This window comes from Rhodococcus sp. ENV425, assembly GCF_002887785.1.
Classification (GTDB): Bacteria; Actinomycetota; Actinomycetes; order Mycobacteriales; family Mycobacteriaceae; genus Rhodococcus; species Rhodococcus aetherivorans.
The window spans coordinates 20,237-35,828 of the sequence record NZ_PCZU01000171.1 but is presented as its reverse complement, the minus strand read 5'-3'; the positions used below and the strand labels follow the sequence as shown (position 1 = coordinate 35,828).

Sequence of the window (15,592 nt, the reverse complement as noted above, 5' to 3'; positions counted from 1 at the left end):
GTCCACCCGATCGATGATCGCGCCCACGTCCACCCGTTCCGCCACCGCGTCGATGTCCACGCGGTCCAGGATCGGTGCGATGTCCACGCGCGCCGCGATCGCGTCCAGGTCCACCCGACCGACGATCCGCTCGACGTCGACGCCCTCGGCGACGGCATCGAGGTCGACGTGGTCCCGCACGACGGCGGTGATGTCGACCTCGTCCAGCGCGGCGCTCACCACCCGGCGCACCACAGCGCGCAGCAACCGGTCCGCGATCTCGTCCCCGGCGCGCAGGGTCTCGGCGCCGCGCGCCTCGAGCGCGACGAGCGCGGGGTCCACACCCGGTAGACGACGTGCCGCGTCGACACCGAACAGGAGCATGCGACGAATCCCGTCGCCCACGGTCGCGGCGGCACCGACCGCCACGCGTACCGGGTCGGGGCCGGTCCTGCCGTTCATACCGACATCAAAGCCCTCCGGCGCCCGAAATGCACGTGGTTCGCGATCGGCCCGTCCGAGGGTCGATCGGGCGGTTCACGCGGAGCGGTCCAGCTGCGGCGCAGCCCGGAGCGACGCCGGGCCGAATTCGACGGTGACGGACACGGCACCGGAATGCACGAGGAGGGCATGCACCGCCCCGCTGTACCGGCTCCGATGGTCCGCGAGGCGCCGCACATTCGGTACCGGAACCGCGGGGGCCTCCGACACGGGCAACAGGATCTCCGCGTCGAGCCGGCTGCGGCTCCCCTCGATCAGCAGGCCCTCCGCGACCACCCAGCGAACCGGCACATCATGCCGCTGCTGCACGTCGCCCACCACCAGCGCCACGTGCTCTTCGTCGTCGTCCACGACGGTGAGCAGACGCCCTCTCCGGGTGCCGACCGTCAGCGGCACGTCCGATACGAGCTCGGGACCGCCCGAGTCGATCCCCGACTGATCGTGGAACGGACATCCATTGGTGCGCAGGACCATTCGCCTCGTGTTCCAGCTGAAGAACGGCTCGTCTGTGGTGTTCACGACTCTCGTTCCTCCTTCACGCAGTCGACGAGATGTGCTATCTCCATCTTCGGCGGGAGGAGCGGTCGCGAACTGTCCCAGATCCGGACAGGGATCCTCGTCGCGGCAACCGGCGCGGCGCGACGATCGCCCGTAGGTGACTACTCGCCGGTGAATCCGAACAGAGTCAGCTTCCGGTACAGCGACGACCGCGAGATTCCCAGCGCGCGCGCAGCGTGCACACGGTTGCCTCCGGTTTCCCGCAGGATCTTGGCGATGAGATCCCGTTCGGCGGCCTCGACCGCGTTGAGTTGCCTGCGCGGACCGTGCCGGCACCATTCGGGCAGGTCCTCGACGGTGATGGCGCCCGCAGGCCGTTGTGCGACGGCGCTCCGCAGGGCCGCCTCGACCTCGTGGATGTTGCGCGGCCACGGATAGCGCGCCAGCACCCGCATGGCGTCGGGAGCGACCGCTCGGCTCTGCGATCCGCTGATCTTGCGGAGCACCTGCGCCACGACCCCGGCGATGTCGTCGGTGCGGTGCCGCAGCGCAGGAACGTGCACGGTCCGGTCGAGCGCCGCCAGCAGCGGTGCCAGGGTCTCGGACGGCGGCTCCTCCGACTCCTCCATGGTGGCCACGACGAAGATGTGCTCGGGGACGGGTTCCGCCAGGGTCTCGGCCAAGGTCGTCGTGAGCGGGGCGGGCATGGCCTGGATGTTGCGCAGCACGTACAGGGTGGGGTTGGTGGAGGACACCGTGAGCCCGGACAGGTCGGTCTCGCTCCCGTCCACGAGGATGCTCCGGCCCCCGGCGTACAGGGAGTGGAAGATCTCCGACGCGAGAGACGCCTTCCCCGTGCCCGGTTCGCCGGTGAGGAGCAACTTTGCCCCGGCGGACAGGGCCTCCTCGATCTCGTTGCAGGCGCGCATCCACAGCGCAGAGGAACCGCTCGAGCGGAGACGATCGGTGCCGGCAGCGGCCAGCCCGACCCGCCCGGAGTGCAGCCGGTGCTCGCGGACCCGGTTCGGAACGGACGGAAGCGGTGCCGCGGCCGCGGCCGCCTCGGAGACCTCGACGAGGTATCCGGCGGTGTCCTCGCCCGCCAGGATCCGGGTCGCGCGAACCCGGACGGACAGGCCGGTGCCCAGCTCGACCAGTTCGTCGATGCGCGCGCGGTGCCCGATGACGTAGTCGACGTGTTCACCGACACGGCGTTGGTCCTCCGGCGCGAGGAGGGTGTGGGCGAGCGGATTCGCGAGCGACATCGCGCTCCCGATCGCCATGAGGGCCGTGCCGCCGCGAGCGTCGGCCCGCACGAACGCGTCGAACAGCGCGTGCTGGCGGGCGCTCCGGTCCCGGAACAGATTCTGTTCGATCTCCGCCGCCGCGGTCCGCACGACGGTCGTGAGCAGCGGCGAGGAATGCTCGGTGAGGCAGCTGATGTCGATGACGCCGGCGACGCGTCCGCTGAACGGGTCCCGGATCGGCGCCCCGGAGCAGGCGAACGGCTGGAACCGTTCGTGGAAGTGCTCGGCGCCCTCGATCTGCACCGGGCGCCCGGATTCCAGCACGGTGCCGACGCCGTTGGTGCCGATCTGCCCCTCGCAGTAGTCGAATCCCGGCGCGAGGGAGACATGGTCGAGCAACCGTCCGATGGCGCGGGCCCCGTCGAGGCGCATCAGCACCTGTGCCTTGGCGTCGGTCAGGGCGATGCTCACCGGGACGTCGACGGTCTCCTCCGCGAGGCGGTCCAGGACCGGCAGCGAGCACTGGACCAGCCGAGAGGTCCGGTCCACCTCCCCCGCGAACCGGACCTCCCCACCGGACGGTCGCACGCCCGCCGCGGCGGAGCGCCGCCACGACGCGGACACGACAGAGGAGACCAGCGAATCGTCCGGTTCGCCGGAGTCGAGGAATCCGGCCCGGGCGACCGCCACCCGCAGCCGTCGGTCCGCGCTCTTCATCGGGCGCCTCGCCCCGGCACTCTCGTGATGCACGTCACGCCTCCAGGGTAGCGTCCGCCCCTGGGCCGGTGCCGCTCCCCGCGGCACCGGTGTGCAGGTCGTCCACGTTCAGGCACCGTGGCCGTCGAGCCGGGCCAGCCGGGCGAGCACCGTCTCCGGGACCGCATCCGCCGGCAGGTGCGCGAGCCGGAACGCTCCGCGGGCGTCCGGTACGGCAGCGTCGTCGGCGAGCCAGTAGCCGGAGCCGAGGACGTCACCCTCGTGCGCGCCGACCGAGACGGTGTCCTCGCCGCGCAGTCCGATCTCCCACCGGTAGTGCGCGGCCACGTTCGTCACCGGCACGTACGACTGCGGATCGACCGGCGGGAGCGCGGCGGCGTCGGGGCCGGGCGCGATCCGCTCGTCGAGCAGGACCGCCGAGACCGGCACCTCGGCGAAGCCGCGCAGCCAGTCGGCGACGTACATCGCCGCGGCCTCGACGCGGTCCGCGTCCAGGTCCGCGACGTCTCCGGTGTGGGTCGCCGCCAGCCAGGCCCGCGGCGAGGGGATCTGCAGCACCAGCGGCAGCCGGGTCGTGCCGGCCACGGTGGCGGCGAGCGTCGCCACGGCGCGGGCGGTCGCGGCGTCCGCCAGCAGTGCCCGCAACGCGTACCCGGTCCGGGACCGTGCGGCCATCGCCTCGCGCAGGCGCGGGTCGTCCGCCGCGAGGCGGTAGTACTCGCCGAGATCGAGCAGCGTGACGTCCGGTCGCAGCAGCCCGTGGGCCTGGTTGAGGAAGTTCGACAGCGCGGTGGGATCCTCCCAGGGCACCGGGTTGCCGCGGAGCAGGACCCGGCGGCTGTAGTCGAGATGGTCGACGACGAGCGGGACCCGGCGCCCGGAGACCGGCGCGTCGAGTACGGCGGGAAACGAGATGGTCATGTTTCTGACTCCAGGGAGTGGGTGCCCGCACGGGTGAGGGGAGCACACGTGCGGGCACCCGGCTTGGGTGGATCCGGTGGCCGGAGCCGGCCGGAACCGGCTCCGGCCGGACCGGTTTCAGGACTTGCGGTGGACGATCTCGCCGTGCTTGGACTCGAGTTCCTTCACCCGGGCCGTGAGCTCGGCGATCTTCAGCTCCCGCCGGTCGGGCATCATGATGATCGGCATCTTGTCGATCGTCGTGGTGACCCGCTCGGCGCCGTGCACGGTGAAGTGCGTGGCGGTCAGTTCCTCGGTGTCGCCCCAGGATCCGTAGTACAGCAGGTCCTGCGGCGGTTCGGGCGTCACGAACTTCTCGACGAACTCGCCGTAGGGCACACCGCGGGAGAGCCGGTCGCGCCGCATCGACGCGCGTAGCGTCTCCGTGGCGTCGACGTCCACGACGAACGTGTCCGGCGCGTACACGACGCCGTAGATGTCGTGCGCCACCTTCGCGGAGATCCGGTCGATCTCGAGATCCGCGACCACGTCCTCCGGGGCGCGTTCGAGCGGATCTCCGTACCCTCCGCCCGTGCCCTGCGAAATCATGTACAGCTCACCGTCCTTGGCGACGTCGAACTGCAGACCCATGTGGCTGGTGCTGTACTCGGCGCCCTCGAAGGGCTGTTCGTTCATCACCTTCTCGATGGACAGGTCGAACCGTTCCGGGTTGCGGCGCAGCTCGTCGTAGACGTTGACGCCCTTGACCGTCGCGAGCGGGTAGGTGTTGCAGCCGTACCCGCCGAACTGTCCGCTGATGGAGGAGAACTTGGCACCGGAGGTCACCGTCATGAAGCCCCACAGCGGGGTGCCCTCGGCCGCCACGATCATCTCGTAGCCCATGCCGCCGCGGTACTTGCCGAAGCCCTGGTTGTCGCGGACGATCCGCTTGCTCACCAGCTGCATGAAGGGCACCTCCTCCTCCATGACCTCCTGCTCGGCCGTGTCGGCCATCGCGCAGAAGAGCGGGGAGACCGCGTCCTCGCCGTCTCGGAACGCCTTGGCGCCGCCGCCCATGCCGTTCAGGTCGGCGCACAGGTTGCCGACCTGGTCGCCGTGCTGGGTGACCCCGCCCCACAGGAAGGTGTTGATCTGGTTGAACCAGGGCGCGATGACGTTGGAGAACTTCTCCGGGTTGGAGAATTGCAGCTTGGCCCAGGGATTCTGGAGCGCCGAGAAGCCGCGGAAGGAGGCCTGCAGCGACTGGCCCATGGGGGCGTCGTAGCCGGCGTCGGACCACGTGTGCTCGTCGGAGATGATCTCGATCGGGCTCATCGCGGAGGTGCAGCGCGGCAGGTCCGGCCACCAGAACGCGAGGATGGCCTGCATCATCATCGACTTGACCGAGCACAGCGGCGAGTTGATGGCCCGGTTCAGGATCTCCGGTCCGCTGCCCCGCAGGTCGATGGTCATCTTGTCGCCCCGGACCGTGATGGAGCAGGCGAGCTTGATGAGGATGTTCTCCTTGAGGGTGGAGTCCATGAACTGGTTGAACCGGACCGTGCCGTCGGGCAGTTCCCGGATGCGCCGGCGCACCTCGGCCTCGACGTCCTCGACGGTGATCCGCAGCGCCGCGACGAACGTCTCCACGCCGACCTCGTCGATGATCTTGTCGACGCGTTCCTGGATGCGCTGGACCGCACCGATCTTCACCTTCAGGTCGGCCAGCTGGAGCTTCGGGTCGCGGACCGAGTGCTGCAGGAAGGTGAGCAGGTCGCGGCGCAGCTCGCCGCGCTCGACGATCTTGAACGGGCTCATCCGCAGGCCGTCGTCGAACGGGGTCTCCGAGCCGGAGGGCATGCCGCCCGGTTCGCAGGCGCCGTTCTCGCCCTCGTGGATCGTGGCGGCCACCCAGGCGATGATGCGGTCGTCCCGGATGATCGGCATGATCATCGACTGGTCGGTGTTGTGGACGTTGCCGAAGCGGGCGTCGTTGTGGATGAACCCGTCGCCGGGGTGGATTCCGACGGTTGGCTCGTCCTTCCAGTACTTCATGATGTACCGGATGGGGTGGTGCAGGATCGCGGAGAAGGCGATCACGCCGTGGCAGGACAGGTAGGTGACGTCCCCGGCCGCCGTGTAGATGGCCGTGGTGAGGTCCCCCCACTTGGCGCCCGGCGCCGCGCCCATCGCCTCGCACATCTCGAAGCCCTCGTCGAGGGCGCCCGCGAGGCGCTTGCGGATGCGGTCCACCTGGAGGGGGTCGACCCCGTCGGCGAGGCATTCCTGCTCGAACTCGCTGCGGGAGGTGATGTGGTGCGAACGCATGATCTCCCGGTCCGGCCCGAGGAACAGCGTCGTCTCGTCCATGAAGTCGTCGACCCACTGCTGCTCCTGCTCGTTCAGCGAAGCGGTTGCAAGGCGCTGCTCCGCAGCGGCTGTGAGGTCGTCGTGAAGTGCGGTCATGGCTGTGTCTCCTGTGTTTCTGCGCTAGTCCTTGAGGAACCAGACGGCGCCCTGCGGTGAGGGTTCGAGGCGCCAGCCCGGCTCGACGAGGTAGGTCGTGTTCTCGGTGGTGACGATCGCCGGACCGGGAATCACGTGGTGGTGACTCAGCGCGTCGGCGTCGTAGATCGCGGTGGTGATCGCCCGGGGATGCGCGACGAAATGGACGTCGCGGTGCCCGACCGGCGTCGGCAGCGTCCGCTCCCCGTCGTGGTGCAGGGAATCGAACTCGACGGTCTCACCGTTGACGTAGGACGCGACCCTGATGGTCTGGACGCGGATGCCGGCCTCGGGTGCGGCCGACCCCTCGCCGTAGCGCTTGGAGTAGATGTCGGAGAACGTACGGATCAGGTGGAGCACGTCACCGACGCCGTGAATCCGGTTGATGTCGAAGGCCACTGCCGTCGTCACGAGCTGGTTGCCGTAGCGCAGGTCCATCTCGAGGCGGTGCTCGATCGCCCCGTCGCCGACACCCTGGCGTCGCAGATCCTCCGCGCCCCGGGCCTCGAGCGCGGCGACGATGTCGTTGAATTCGTCGTAGCTGTCGTAGAGCCCGCGGGTGGTGGCGTTGTAGAGCACCACGTGGACGCCGCGCTCGTGGATGTGCAGCTGCTTCATGTTGCCGGCGCCGCAGGCGGAGAACACCGAGGAGAACGGCGGGGCGAGGATCTTGCGGATGCCGGCCTGGTCGGCGATCCCGCACGCGTGCAGCGGGCCGTTGCCGCCGTACGCGAGCATGGTGAAGTCCTCCGGCAGATAGCCGCGCACCCGCAACTCCTTGGCGATGCCGATCGCCATCTGCTCGTCGACGGACCGCTTGATGACCTTGGCGACGTCGATGACGTCGAGGTCGAGCTCGTCGCACAGCTGTTCCTCGACGGCGAACACCGCCCGCTTGCGGTTGAGCTTGATGAAGCCGTTGGCGTAGTTGTCCGGATCGAGGTAGCCGAGCAGCAGGTCGGCGTCGGTCACCGTGGGGCGCAGCCCGCCGCGGTCGTAGCAGGCCGGACCGGGGTCCGAGCCGGCGGACTCGGGCCCGAGCCGGACCGAGTGGTGGATCCGGTCGTAGCTTGCGATGGAACCACCACCGGCGCCGAGGGTTTCGAGGTGGATCATCGGGACCGAGACCAGCCAGCGGTCGATCGTGGGCTGGAAGTCGTAGTGCTTCACGCCGCCCGCGGGTACCAGTCCGATGTCGAAGGACGTGCCGCCCATGTCGGTGGTGATGATGTTGCCGATCCCCGAGGACTCCGACAGATGCTCGGCGGCACTGACACCCGCGACGGGACCCGAGTGGATGGTCTGCAGGGCATCGGTCGAGTTCATCTGGGCCATGCCGCCGGAGTTGTGGATGATGAGCATCGGCTTGTCGTAGCCCGAGTCGCGCAGGTTGTTCGCGAGCTGGCTCATGGCGTGGAACATGATGCCGTGCAGGAAGCCGTCGACGATGGTGGACGTCGCGCGGACGTACTCGCCCTTGCGCCCGGAGACCTGGTGGCCGAGCAGCACCGGGATCGCGCCGAGCTGATGCTCCGGGTACTCCTCCTGGATGATCTCCATGATCCGCAGCTCGTGGGTGGGATTCTCGGTGGCGTTCACCAGCGACACCACGAGCGCCTGCGCACCGGCGTCGACGAGTTCACGCACCATCGTGCGCACGTTCTGCTCGACGAGCGGGACGACGATCTCGCCGGCGGAGTTGACCCGCTCCTGGACCGACCGGATCAGGCTCCGGTGGACCAGCGGTTCGGGCCGCTCCGCGGCCGGCAGGTTCTGCTGCATCGACGGATCGAGTCCCTCGCCGTATCCGCGGCCGCGGGAGAGCGGGATGGTGTCCTCGAAGCCGTGGGTGACGATGGCACCGACGCGCGGGCCCTTGCGCTCGATGAGGGCGTTGGTGCCGAGCGTGGTCGCGTAGCGGACCGAATCCACCTGGGACAGGACGTCGTCCCGGTCCAGTTCGGCTCGGCGGCAGGCGAGGTCGAGTGCCTCGTTGAATCCCTGCGCCAGGTTGTGGTGGGTGGTGAGGGCCTTGGCCTCGACGTACTTGTCGTCCCAGGCGAAGAAGCAGTCGGTGAAGGTGCCGCCGATGTCGACGGAGATTCGTTTCATGGTGACGAGGTTCCTTGCGGGTCGCGGTGACTAGTGGTGGTTGTGGCGCCGGCCTTCGAACTCGCCCTCGGCGTCCTGGCCGGGGCCGTACGTGACGACCTGTCCGGGATCGGTGCCGCGTTCGAGCCACTGGGCGCGCAAGGCGTCGACGTCCCATTCCATGTCGACGGTCGGGGGGTGTCCCGGCGGGATGTACTCGGTCTCGATCTGGGTGCCGCAGCCGGGGCAGTAGTACTCGAGGATGCGGCAGTAGGCCGGGTCCGGCGAGAAGGTGAACTCGTAGCGGTCGGGATCGATGATCGGCTGGTGGATCTCGCGCGGGTCGCGGTCGTAGACCAGGGTGCCTTCCTTGTAATTGCCGCGGGCGCTGCCGAGTTCGTGCCGGCACACCCGGCACACCCACAGTTCGCTGTCGAGGTCGATGACCAGGTATTCGGTCATGGGGATCTGCATGTCGTGCATCCTTCGAACGAGCCTGCGGTCGAACAGGCTTCGGGCTCTGTCGGTCAGTGGGTGTCGGTGAGCAGCAGGTCGCCGCCGGCGGTGACGTCGAACTTCCAGCCCTCCTGCACGCGGGCGGTGAAGAAGGGGCCTTCGACGATGGCCGGGCCCTCGGCGGTGGCGCCGGGCTCCTGGTCGGCCAGCGCGAACACCGGCACCGCCCGTCGGCCGCCGGCTCCGAGCACGGTGCGCTCCCCGGCCGCCCGGGGATCGCGGGCCTCGGCGAAGGAGCCGTGCGGGAGCTCGATCCGGTTCATCCGGCGGGTGGCCACCAGGGTCAGCGCGGTGGACGCGCCGGGCAGGAGCTCGACGCACTCGCCGGGTTCGTACGACGCCTCGTCGACCGTGGCCCCGTGCGCATCCTCGGTGGTCAGGGTCCAGGAGAGTTCGCAGTCGGTGAGGGCGTGCCCCTCCTGGAACATGTCCCGTTCTGCCTTGGCCAGCAGGTCGGCCACGGCCGCGGCGAGCGTCGCCTCCGCCGTGTCCGCGACGTCGGCCTCGTAGCTCTGCCCGATGTCGGAGAACCCGATCCCGAAGGCGGAGAACACCGCCGCGAGCTTGGGGACGAGCACGCTGCGCACGCCCGCGACCCGCGCCGCGCCACACGCACTCATCGGGCCGGCGCCGCCGAACGCGGCGATGGTGGTCTCGTCGGCCTCCGACACCGCGGGCGCGACGGCGTTGCCCATCGCGGTGAAGTACGCCTGCTCCATCGCGAGCAGCGCCTCGTCGAGGGTGAGGCCGAGAGGTTCGGCCACCGTGGCGGTGACGACGGCGCGGGCCCGGTCCGCGTCGAGGGTGAAGTCGCCGTCGAGGTAGGTGGTGGGGTCTAGGACGCCGAGGAGGAGGTTGACGTCGGTGATGGTGGCGGACGTGCCGCCGAAGCCGAAGCAGGCCGGTCCGGGTGCCGCACCGACGCTTTCCGGTCCGACGGTGATCGCCCCGTCGGTGACGGTGATGATGGAGCTGCCGCCGATGCCGGCCGACTCGACGTTCGACATCGGGAAGGAGGTCGGGATGCCGGCGATCGAGCCGCGGCGGTCGGTGAGGATCTCCCGCCCGGCCACCGTGCCGATGTCCGTCGTGGTGCCGCCGACGTCGATCATGAGAACGTGCTTGAGGCCGTAGATCTCGGCGAGCGCCCGGGTGCCTTCGAGGCCGCCGCGCGGGCCGGACGAGTACGTCTTGAGGGCCACGGACTTCGCGACGCGCGAGGAGGCGCCGTCGTTGCGATAGATCAGCAGCGGGTTCTTGACGCGGTGGTCGCGCAGCCGGTGCTCGGCGTTGTAGAGGAACCGTTCCATCGTCGGGTGCAGGAACGTGTTGATCACGGCCGACCAGACCCGCCGGGCCGGCGTGCGGTCGGTGGTGAAGTCCCACGAGTACAGGAACGGAACCGAGCCGAGCAGGTGGCGCGGGAACTTGCGCAGCAGGATGCCGCGCAGCTTCCGCTCGCGTCCGTCGTCGGTGTCCCCGACGGCGACGACGATGCGGGCGGCACCGTCGGTGGTGAGACGGTTGACCCGGGCGACCAGCTCCCCCTCGAGGTCCGCGGCCTCGGCGTCGACGACGGCCACCCGGGCCCCGACGAGGTCGTCGAACAGCGCCTGCTGCTCGGGGGTGCGGCGCAGCTCGTCGACAAGGGCGGCCGAGTCGGTGATGATGCCGATGCGGGGGCCCTTGCGCTCGACGAGCGCGTTCGTCCCCTGCGTGGTCGAGTAACGGATGTGCGCCGTCGAGTGCAGCAGGGCAGGCAGGTCCTCGGCTCCGTAGATCTCCTTCGACACCTTCGTCAATCCGTCGAACAGGCACTGCGACAGATCGAACGGTGTGGTGAGGGTCTTGGTGAAGCTGAATTCGTGGCCGTCCCAGGCGCAGATGTCGGTGAGCGTGCCACCGTTGTCGATGTTGATGAGTCTGTCCATCGGGTGTCCCCCGTTTCGGGTTGCGGTGATGCGGTTCGAATGAGGAAGAGCATGCGTCCGGACCCGAGGATGTGAAGTGTGCCACTTTCGGACACCCGCTATGACGTGGCTCATCTCCCGCCCCCGGACGCCCCTCGACCTGCGGATTCGAGCGCGCGTCGCCGGAACGGGGCCGTTCGGCCCCCGAACCGGCGGGAGGGGTGGGCGGCTCCCGCGGACGGGGAGTGTCCGGAATTGGGACGGTGCACCGGCGGGCCACGACGGCGGGACACCGGCACCCGCGGCGGCCGGTACCGTCCGCCGTCGATCCACGCGAAAGCCTTGTCGAGACAGCATATTCGGTGGCACCCGACGCTCCGGGGTGGCGACGACAGGCCACGGCGGCGCCTACCGTAAGGTCGGCTCGGTGACACCGCTCGAACTGTTCCTCGTCGCCCTGGCCGGGCTGGGCGCCGGCGCGATCAACGCGCTGGTCGGTTCCGGGACCCTCATCACCTTCCCGACCCTCGTCGCCTTCGGCCTGCCGCCGGTGACCGCCACGATGTCCAACGCGGTCGGGCTCGTCGCGGGTGGGGTGTCGAGCACGTGGGGGTACCGGCGGGAGCTGCGCGGACAGTGGCCCCGGCTACGGTGGCAGATCCCCGCGTCGGTCTCCGGCGCGGGCCTCGGATCGTGGCTGCTGCTGAACCTGCCCGAGTCGGCCTTCGAGACGATCGTGCCCGTCCTGCTCGTGCTGGCGCTGCTCCTCGTCGTGTTCCAGCCGAAGCTGCAGCAGTGGGTGCTGCGCCGCTCCGGCGGCCCGGAGGAGCAGATCGGCCCCGCCCGGATGACGGCGCTGATCGTCGGCACATTCGCAGTGGGCGTGTACGGCGGCTACTTCACAGCCGCGCAGGGCATCCTGCTGATGGGCCTGTTCGGCGCGCTGCTGCACGATCACATCCAGCGGCAGAACGCCGCGAAGAATCTGCTCTCGCTGCTGGTGAACGTCGTGGCCGCCACCGCCTACACGCTGGTCGCGTTCGACCGGATCGACTGGACGGTGGCGGCGCTGATCGCCGTGGGCTCGCTGATCGGTGGCGCCCTCGGCTCCCGGTACGGCCGCCGGCTCTCGCCCACGGCGCTGCGTGCCGTCATCGTCGTGGTCGGGTTGATCGGTTTGTACCGGCTGCTGGCCTGAGCGGTCGGTGACACACTCGAACGGTGAGCGACGAACCCACACCCGCGCCGGTCTGGAACTACCTCATGGACATGGACGGCGTCCTGGTCCACGAGGAACACCTGATTCCCGGCGCCGACGCGTTCCTGACCGAGCTGCGCGAGAACGGCACGCCGTTCATGGTGCTCACCAACAACTCGATCCGCACTCCGCGGGATCTGCGGGCCCGGCTGCTGCGCACCGGGCTCGACGTCCCGGAGAAGTCGATCTGGACGTCGGCGCTGGCGACGGCGACGTTCCTGGCGAATCAGCGCCCCGGTGGCAGCGCATACGTGGTGGGCGAGTCGGGGCTGACCACGGCCCTGCACGACATCGGCTACGTCCTCACCGACAGCGATCCGGACTACGTCGTCCTGGGGGAAACCCGCACGTACTCGTTCGAGGCGATCACCACGGCGATCCGGCTCGTCGAGCGGGGTGCCCGGTTCATCGCGACCAATCCGGATCCGACCGGACCGTCGCGGGAGGGCTCGCTCCCCGCCACCGGGGCCGTCGCGGCCCTGATCACCCGCGCGACGGGCCGCGAACCGTACTTCGTGGGCAAGCCGAATGCCCTGATGATGCGGTCCGCCCTGCGCGCGATCGGCGCGCACTCGGAGCACACGCTCATGATCGGCGACCGCATGGACACCGATATCGTCTGCGGCCTCGAGGCGGGCCTGCAGACACTGCTGGTCCTCACCGGCATCTCCACCCGCGAGTCCGTGGAGATGTTCCCCTACCGGCCCACCCGCGTCATCGAATCGATCGCGGAACTGGTGGGGCGCACCGCGAATCCGTTCTGAGCGGCATCGAGCGGGCGGTTTCGACGCCGAAGGGGAGGTTGTCGCGCATGCCACTCGGGCGATGCCGCAACAACCTCCCCGTCACCGTTCATCCATGACGCCACTGCCCGGCCCCCACCGGACCGGGCAGCGACGACGCCCCGCCGACGAGAGGATGAGGTTCTCGTCGGCGGGGCTGCTCACCTCTGAAGGCGCCTCGCTCAGCCGATGCTGAAGGGCTGGCCCCAGAGGGTGACCTGCTGGGTCGTGGTCGCGGTGTCGACCGTGACCTTGACGTAGCTGCGGGCCTGTGCGTAGCCGGCGCAGCCGGTCACACCGAGCGTCGAGTCGCCCCAGGTGACGCTGCCGGTCGCACCCTTGAAGGTGTTGTAGTTGCGGTGCACCTCGGCGCCCCAGGGGTCGGACTGGGTCAGGTCCAGGACCTTGTAGTCGTAGGCCTGGTTCGGCGTCAGGGTGATTCCCGCGTTGCCCGTCACCGAGGCGCCCGCGGTCGGCGTCGAGCTGGTCGAGCTGGCACCACCGGTCAGGCCGGCCCCCGCGCCGAGGTTGGCCGTCATGCCGAGCTGGCAGCCGACGATGTAGCCGGGCTGGATCCGGCCGCCGAGCTTGTCGGCACCCGGACCACTGATATCCACCTTGGCGGTACCCGAAACCCACACGTTGCGGTGCAGGGGGGTCGCACCCATCGAGGGCGAGATGTTGGCCTTCTCATCGGTCCGGGTGACGGTGACGGTGATGCCGCCGGGCAGCGTTTGGCTGATCGAGCCGTCCTCCAGCGGAACGAAGGTGTCGGCATTGGCCGCACCGACGGAGGCGAATCCGATCGCGACGGCGACGGTTGCGCCGACACCGGCGGACTTGAGCGCGCGGCGCAGGCCGGTCTTGAAGCTGGTCTTCATGGTCTCTCTCTCGAGGTTCTACGCTCGTGCGAGCGAGGGTAAGGAGGGGTGGCCTGGAGATGCTCAGCCGATGCTGAACGGCTGGCCGTACAGGGTGGTCTTTTCGTAGTTGTTACCCGTGACCTCGAGGACCGTGTACGAACGAGCCTGCGCGTAGCCGCCGCAGCCCTGAGCGTCGATCTGCGCGTCCTGGTACTGGATCGTGTACTTGCCGTCCTTCTTGATGGCCTTGCTCTCGACACGCACGAACTTGACCTGGCCGGCACTCATCGGCACCGAGATGTTGGCGGAACCGCCGGCAGTACCGCTGGCGCTCTCGGAGACCAGATTGGCGGACAGACCCGCGTTGAGGCCCAGGGTGCCCGAGAGCTTGCTGATGTCCACCTGGCAGCCGACGATGTAGCCGGCGGTCAGGCGCGGCACCCCGTCCGTGGAGGTGCCCTGGGTGCCGTTCTGGTTGACCGAACCGTCGGGGTTCTCGGCGATACCACCGTTGGACGGACCGGCCTCCGCATTGGCGGGAACACCCTTGACGTCGGCGGTGACCGTGCCGGACACCCACGCCACCCGGCCTGCACCGTTCGCCGCGAGCGACGGCGAGATCAGGGCGCTCTCGGCGAAGCGCTTGATGACGTTCCCGCTCGGAGCGACGATCTCGCCGTCGGGCAGCGGAACGAAGGTGTCGGCGCTGGCCACACCCGCGGACAGGAACCCCATGGTGATCGCGGCGGCAGCAGCGACGCCACCGATGCGGGCGCCGCGGCGGAAGCCGGACGTGTGCTTCTTGCTCAATTCATTCCCCTACTCAGGTGTGCGGTTACCCGGGCGCCCCCCGGGCACGACTCGTCGCGCGGCCACAGTTGACCGCCGCGGTCGATTCAGGTGTGTCCTACTGGTTAGGGCGAGAGACCGATCGGTCTGTCGCGCAGGCGGATTCAGGTGTCGTTGGCGTGCCGCCCCGAAGGGCACTGTGGACCGACACCCCCGCTCGGACCCCAGTTCGTGACGGAACGATAACACGCATGATTGAAAGGGTCACTAAACAGTTACGAGTGTGTTCCAGATCACATGCGGAACAATTCGGGCAAACAGGAAGGCGCCCGGAGCCCTCACCGGCGCGCGACGTGCAGAGTCCCACGCAGTGAGACTTACTCTGCGGTAAGAAATTACGGCGTGGCCTACCCATTGGTAAGAAACTGTTCATCTGATCGTCCGCAGTGGAAGGGGAATGCCCGCCACGACCAACGTCACCGCCTCCGACTCGGCGGCCACCCGCGCGTTGAGCCGCCCGAGCAGGTCGCGGAACAGCCGGCCCGACGCCGTCGGCGGCACCACGCCGCTGCCGACCTCGTTGCTGACCGCCACCACCGGCACGGCACACGAACGCCACGCCTCGAGCAAGTCCTCGACGTCCGCCTCGACCGCGGCGACGTCGCCGCCCGACCACACGTCGTGACGGTCCAGGCGGGCGGTGAGCCAGGTCCCGAGGCAGTCGATCAGCAACGGCTCGCGCGACCCGCGCAGTACGGATGCCACGTCGTCGGTCTCCACCGTCGTCCACGACCGCGGCCGACGGACGCGGTGCAGCGCCACCCGCTCGGCCCACTCCGCGTCGCCGTCGCGCGTGCCGCCGGTCGCCACGTACGTCACCGCCGGGAACGATTCGAGCAACTCCTCGGCGTGCCGCGACTTGCCGGAGCGGACACCGCCGAGTACCAGGGTGCGCTGCGTCGCAGCGGCTTTGCCGGTCGTTTGTCCCACCGTAGTCACCTCACCGTCGTCGCCCGGTCGCGCCCCGCAGGCCGCC

At 69.3% G+C, this 15,592-nt stretch carries 12 protein-coding genes and 1 pseudogene; 2 read left to right on the top strand and 11 right to left on the bottom strand.

The window, feature by feature from the left end:
* From CQZ88_RS31035 to CQZ88_RS13985, 8 genes and pseudogenes are all read right to left on the bottom strand, one after another.
* Positions 1–441: pseudogene (locus CQZ88_RS31035) on the bottom strand (hypothetical protein); the annotation flags it as partial.
* A 75-nt stretch (positions 442–516) separates the two neighbouring features.
* On the bottom strand, positions 517–999 hold the full coding sequence (locus CQZ88_RS14015; protein ID WP_065922259.1) for a hypothetical protein: 483 nt from the start codon (positions 997–999) through the stop codon (positions 517–519).
* Positions 1,000–1,139: 140 nt separating this feature from the next.
* Positions 1,140–2,942, bottom strand: coding sequence for a sigma-54-dependent Fis family transcriptional regulator (locus tag CQZ88_RS14010; protein ID WP_258008597.1), 1,803 nt, complete (start codon positions 2,940–2,942; stop codon positions 1,140–1,142).
* A gap of 108 nt (positions 2,943–3,050) precedes the next feature.
* Positions 3,051–3,863 (bottom strand): hypothetical protein, encoded by an 813-nt coding sequence (locus CQZ88_RS14005; RefSeq protein WP_102799914.1) that lies wholly within the window; start codon positions 3,861–3,863, stop codon positions 3,051–3,053.
* Between the two features lie 117 nt (positions 3,864–3,980).
* Positions 3,981–6,308 (bottom strand): hydantoinase B/oxoprolinase family protein, encoded by a 2,328-nt coding sequence (locus CQZ88_RS14000; RefSeq protein WP_006945517.1) that lies wholly within the window; start codon positions 6,306–6,308, stop codon positions 3,981–3,983.
* A gap of 24 nt (positions 6,309–6,332) precedes the next feature.
* Complete coding sequence (locus tag CQZ88_RS13995; protein ID WP_006945516.1) at positions 6,333–8,459, bottom strand: hydantoinase/oxoprolinase family protein; 2,127 nt, start codon at positions 8,457–8,459, stop codon at positions 6,333–6,335.
* 30 nt (positions 8,460–8,489) lie between these two features.
* A complete protein-coding gene (locus tag CQZ88_RS13990) occupies positions 8,490–8,912 on the bottom strand; it encodes an acetone carboxylase subunit gamma (protein ID WP_006945515.1) in 423 nt (140 codons plus the stop codon).
* A gap of 53 nt (positions 8,913–8,965) precedes the next feature.
* Positions 8,966–10,885, bottom strand: a complete 1,920-nt coding sequence (locus CQZ88_RS13985; protein ID WP_006945514.1) for a hydantoinase/oxoprolinase family protein — start codon at positions 10,883–10,885, stop codon at positions 8,966–8,968.
* A gap of 406 nt (positions 10,886–11,291) precedes the next feature.
* On the opposite strand from CQZ88_RS13985, the gene CQZ88_RS13980 reads away from it, so the two are divergent.
* Both CQZ88_RS13980 and CQZ88_RS13975 read left to right on the top strand, forming a co-directional pair.
* Positions 11,292–12,062 (top strand): sulfite exporter TauE/SafE family protein, encoded by a 771-nt coding sequence (locus CQZ88_RS13980; protein ID WP_102799916.1) that lies wholly within the window; start codon positions 11,292–11,294, stop codon positions 12,060–12,062.
* Positions 12,063–12,127: 65 nt separating this feature from the next.
* A complete protein-coding gene (locus CQZ88_RS13975; RefSeq protein WP_044476465.1) occupies positions 12,128–12,886 on the top strand; it encodes an HAD-IIA family hydrolase in 759 nt (252 codons plus the stop codon).
* Between the two features lie 200 nt (positions 12,887–13,086).
* Here CQZ88_RS13975 and CQZ88_RS13970 read toward each other — a convergent pair whose 3' ends face one another.
* The 3 genes from CQZ88_RS13970 to cobU form a co-directional block, all read right to left on the bottom strand.
* Positions 13,087–13,785 carry an MspA family porin gene (locus CQZ88_RS13970; RefSeq protein ID WP_050035682.1) on the bottom strand — a complete coding sequence of 233 codons (699 nt, stop codon included), beginning with the start codon at positions 13,783–13,785 and terminating at the stop codon, positions 13,087–13,089.
* 63 nt (positions 13,786–13,848) lie between these two features.
* Positions 13,849–14,577, bottom strand: a complete 729-nt coding sequence (locus CQZ88_RS13965) for an MspA family porin (RefSeq protein ID WP_102799913.1) — start codon at positions 14,575–14,577, stop codon at positions 13,849–13,851.
* Positions 14,578–14,985: 408 nt separating this feature from the next.
* The coding region (cobU, locus tag CQZ88_RS31030; RefSeq protein ID WP_258008596.1) for a bifunctional adenosylcobinamide kinase/adenosylcobinamide-phosphate guanylyltransferase at positions 14,986–15,592 on the bottom strand (607 nt) is incomplete at its 5' end.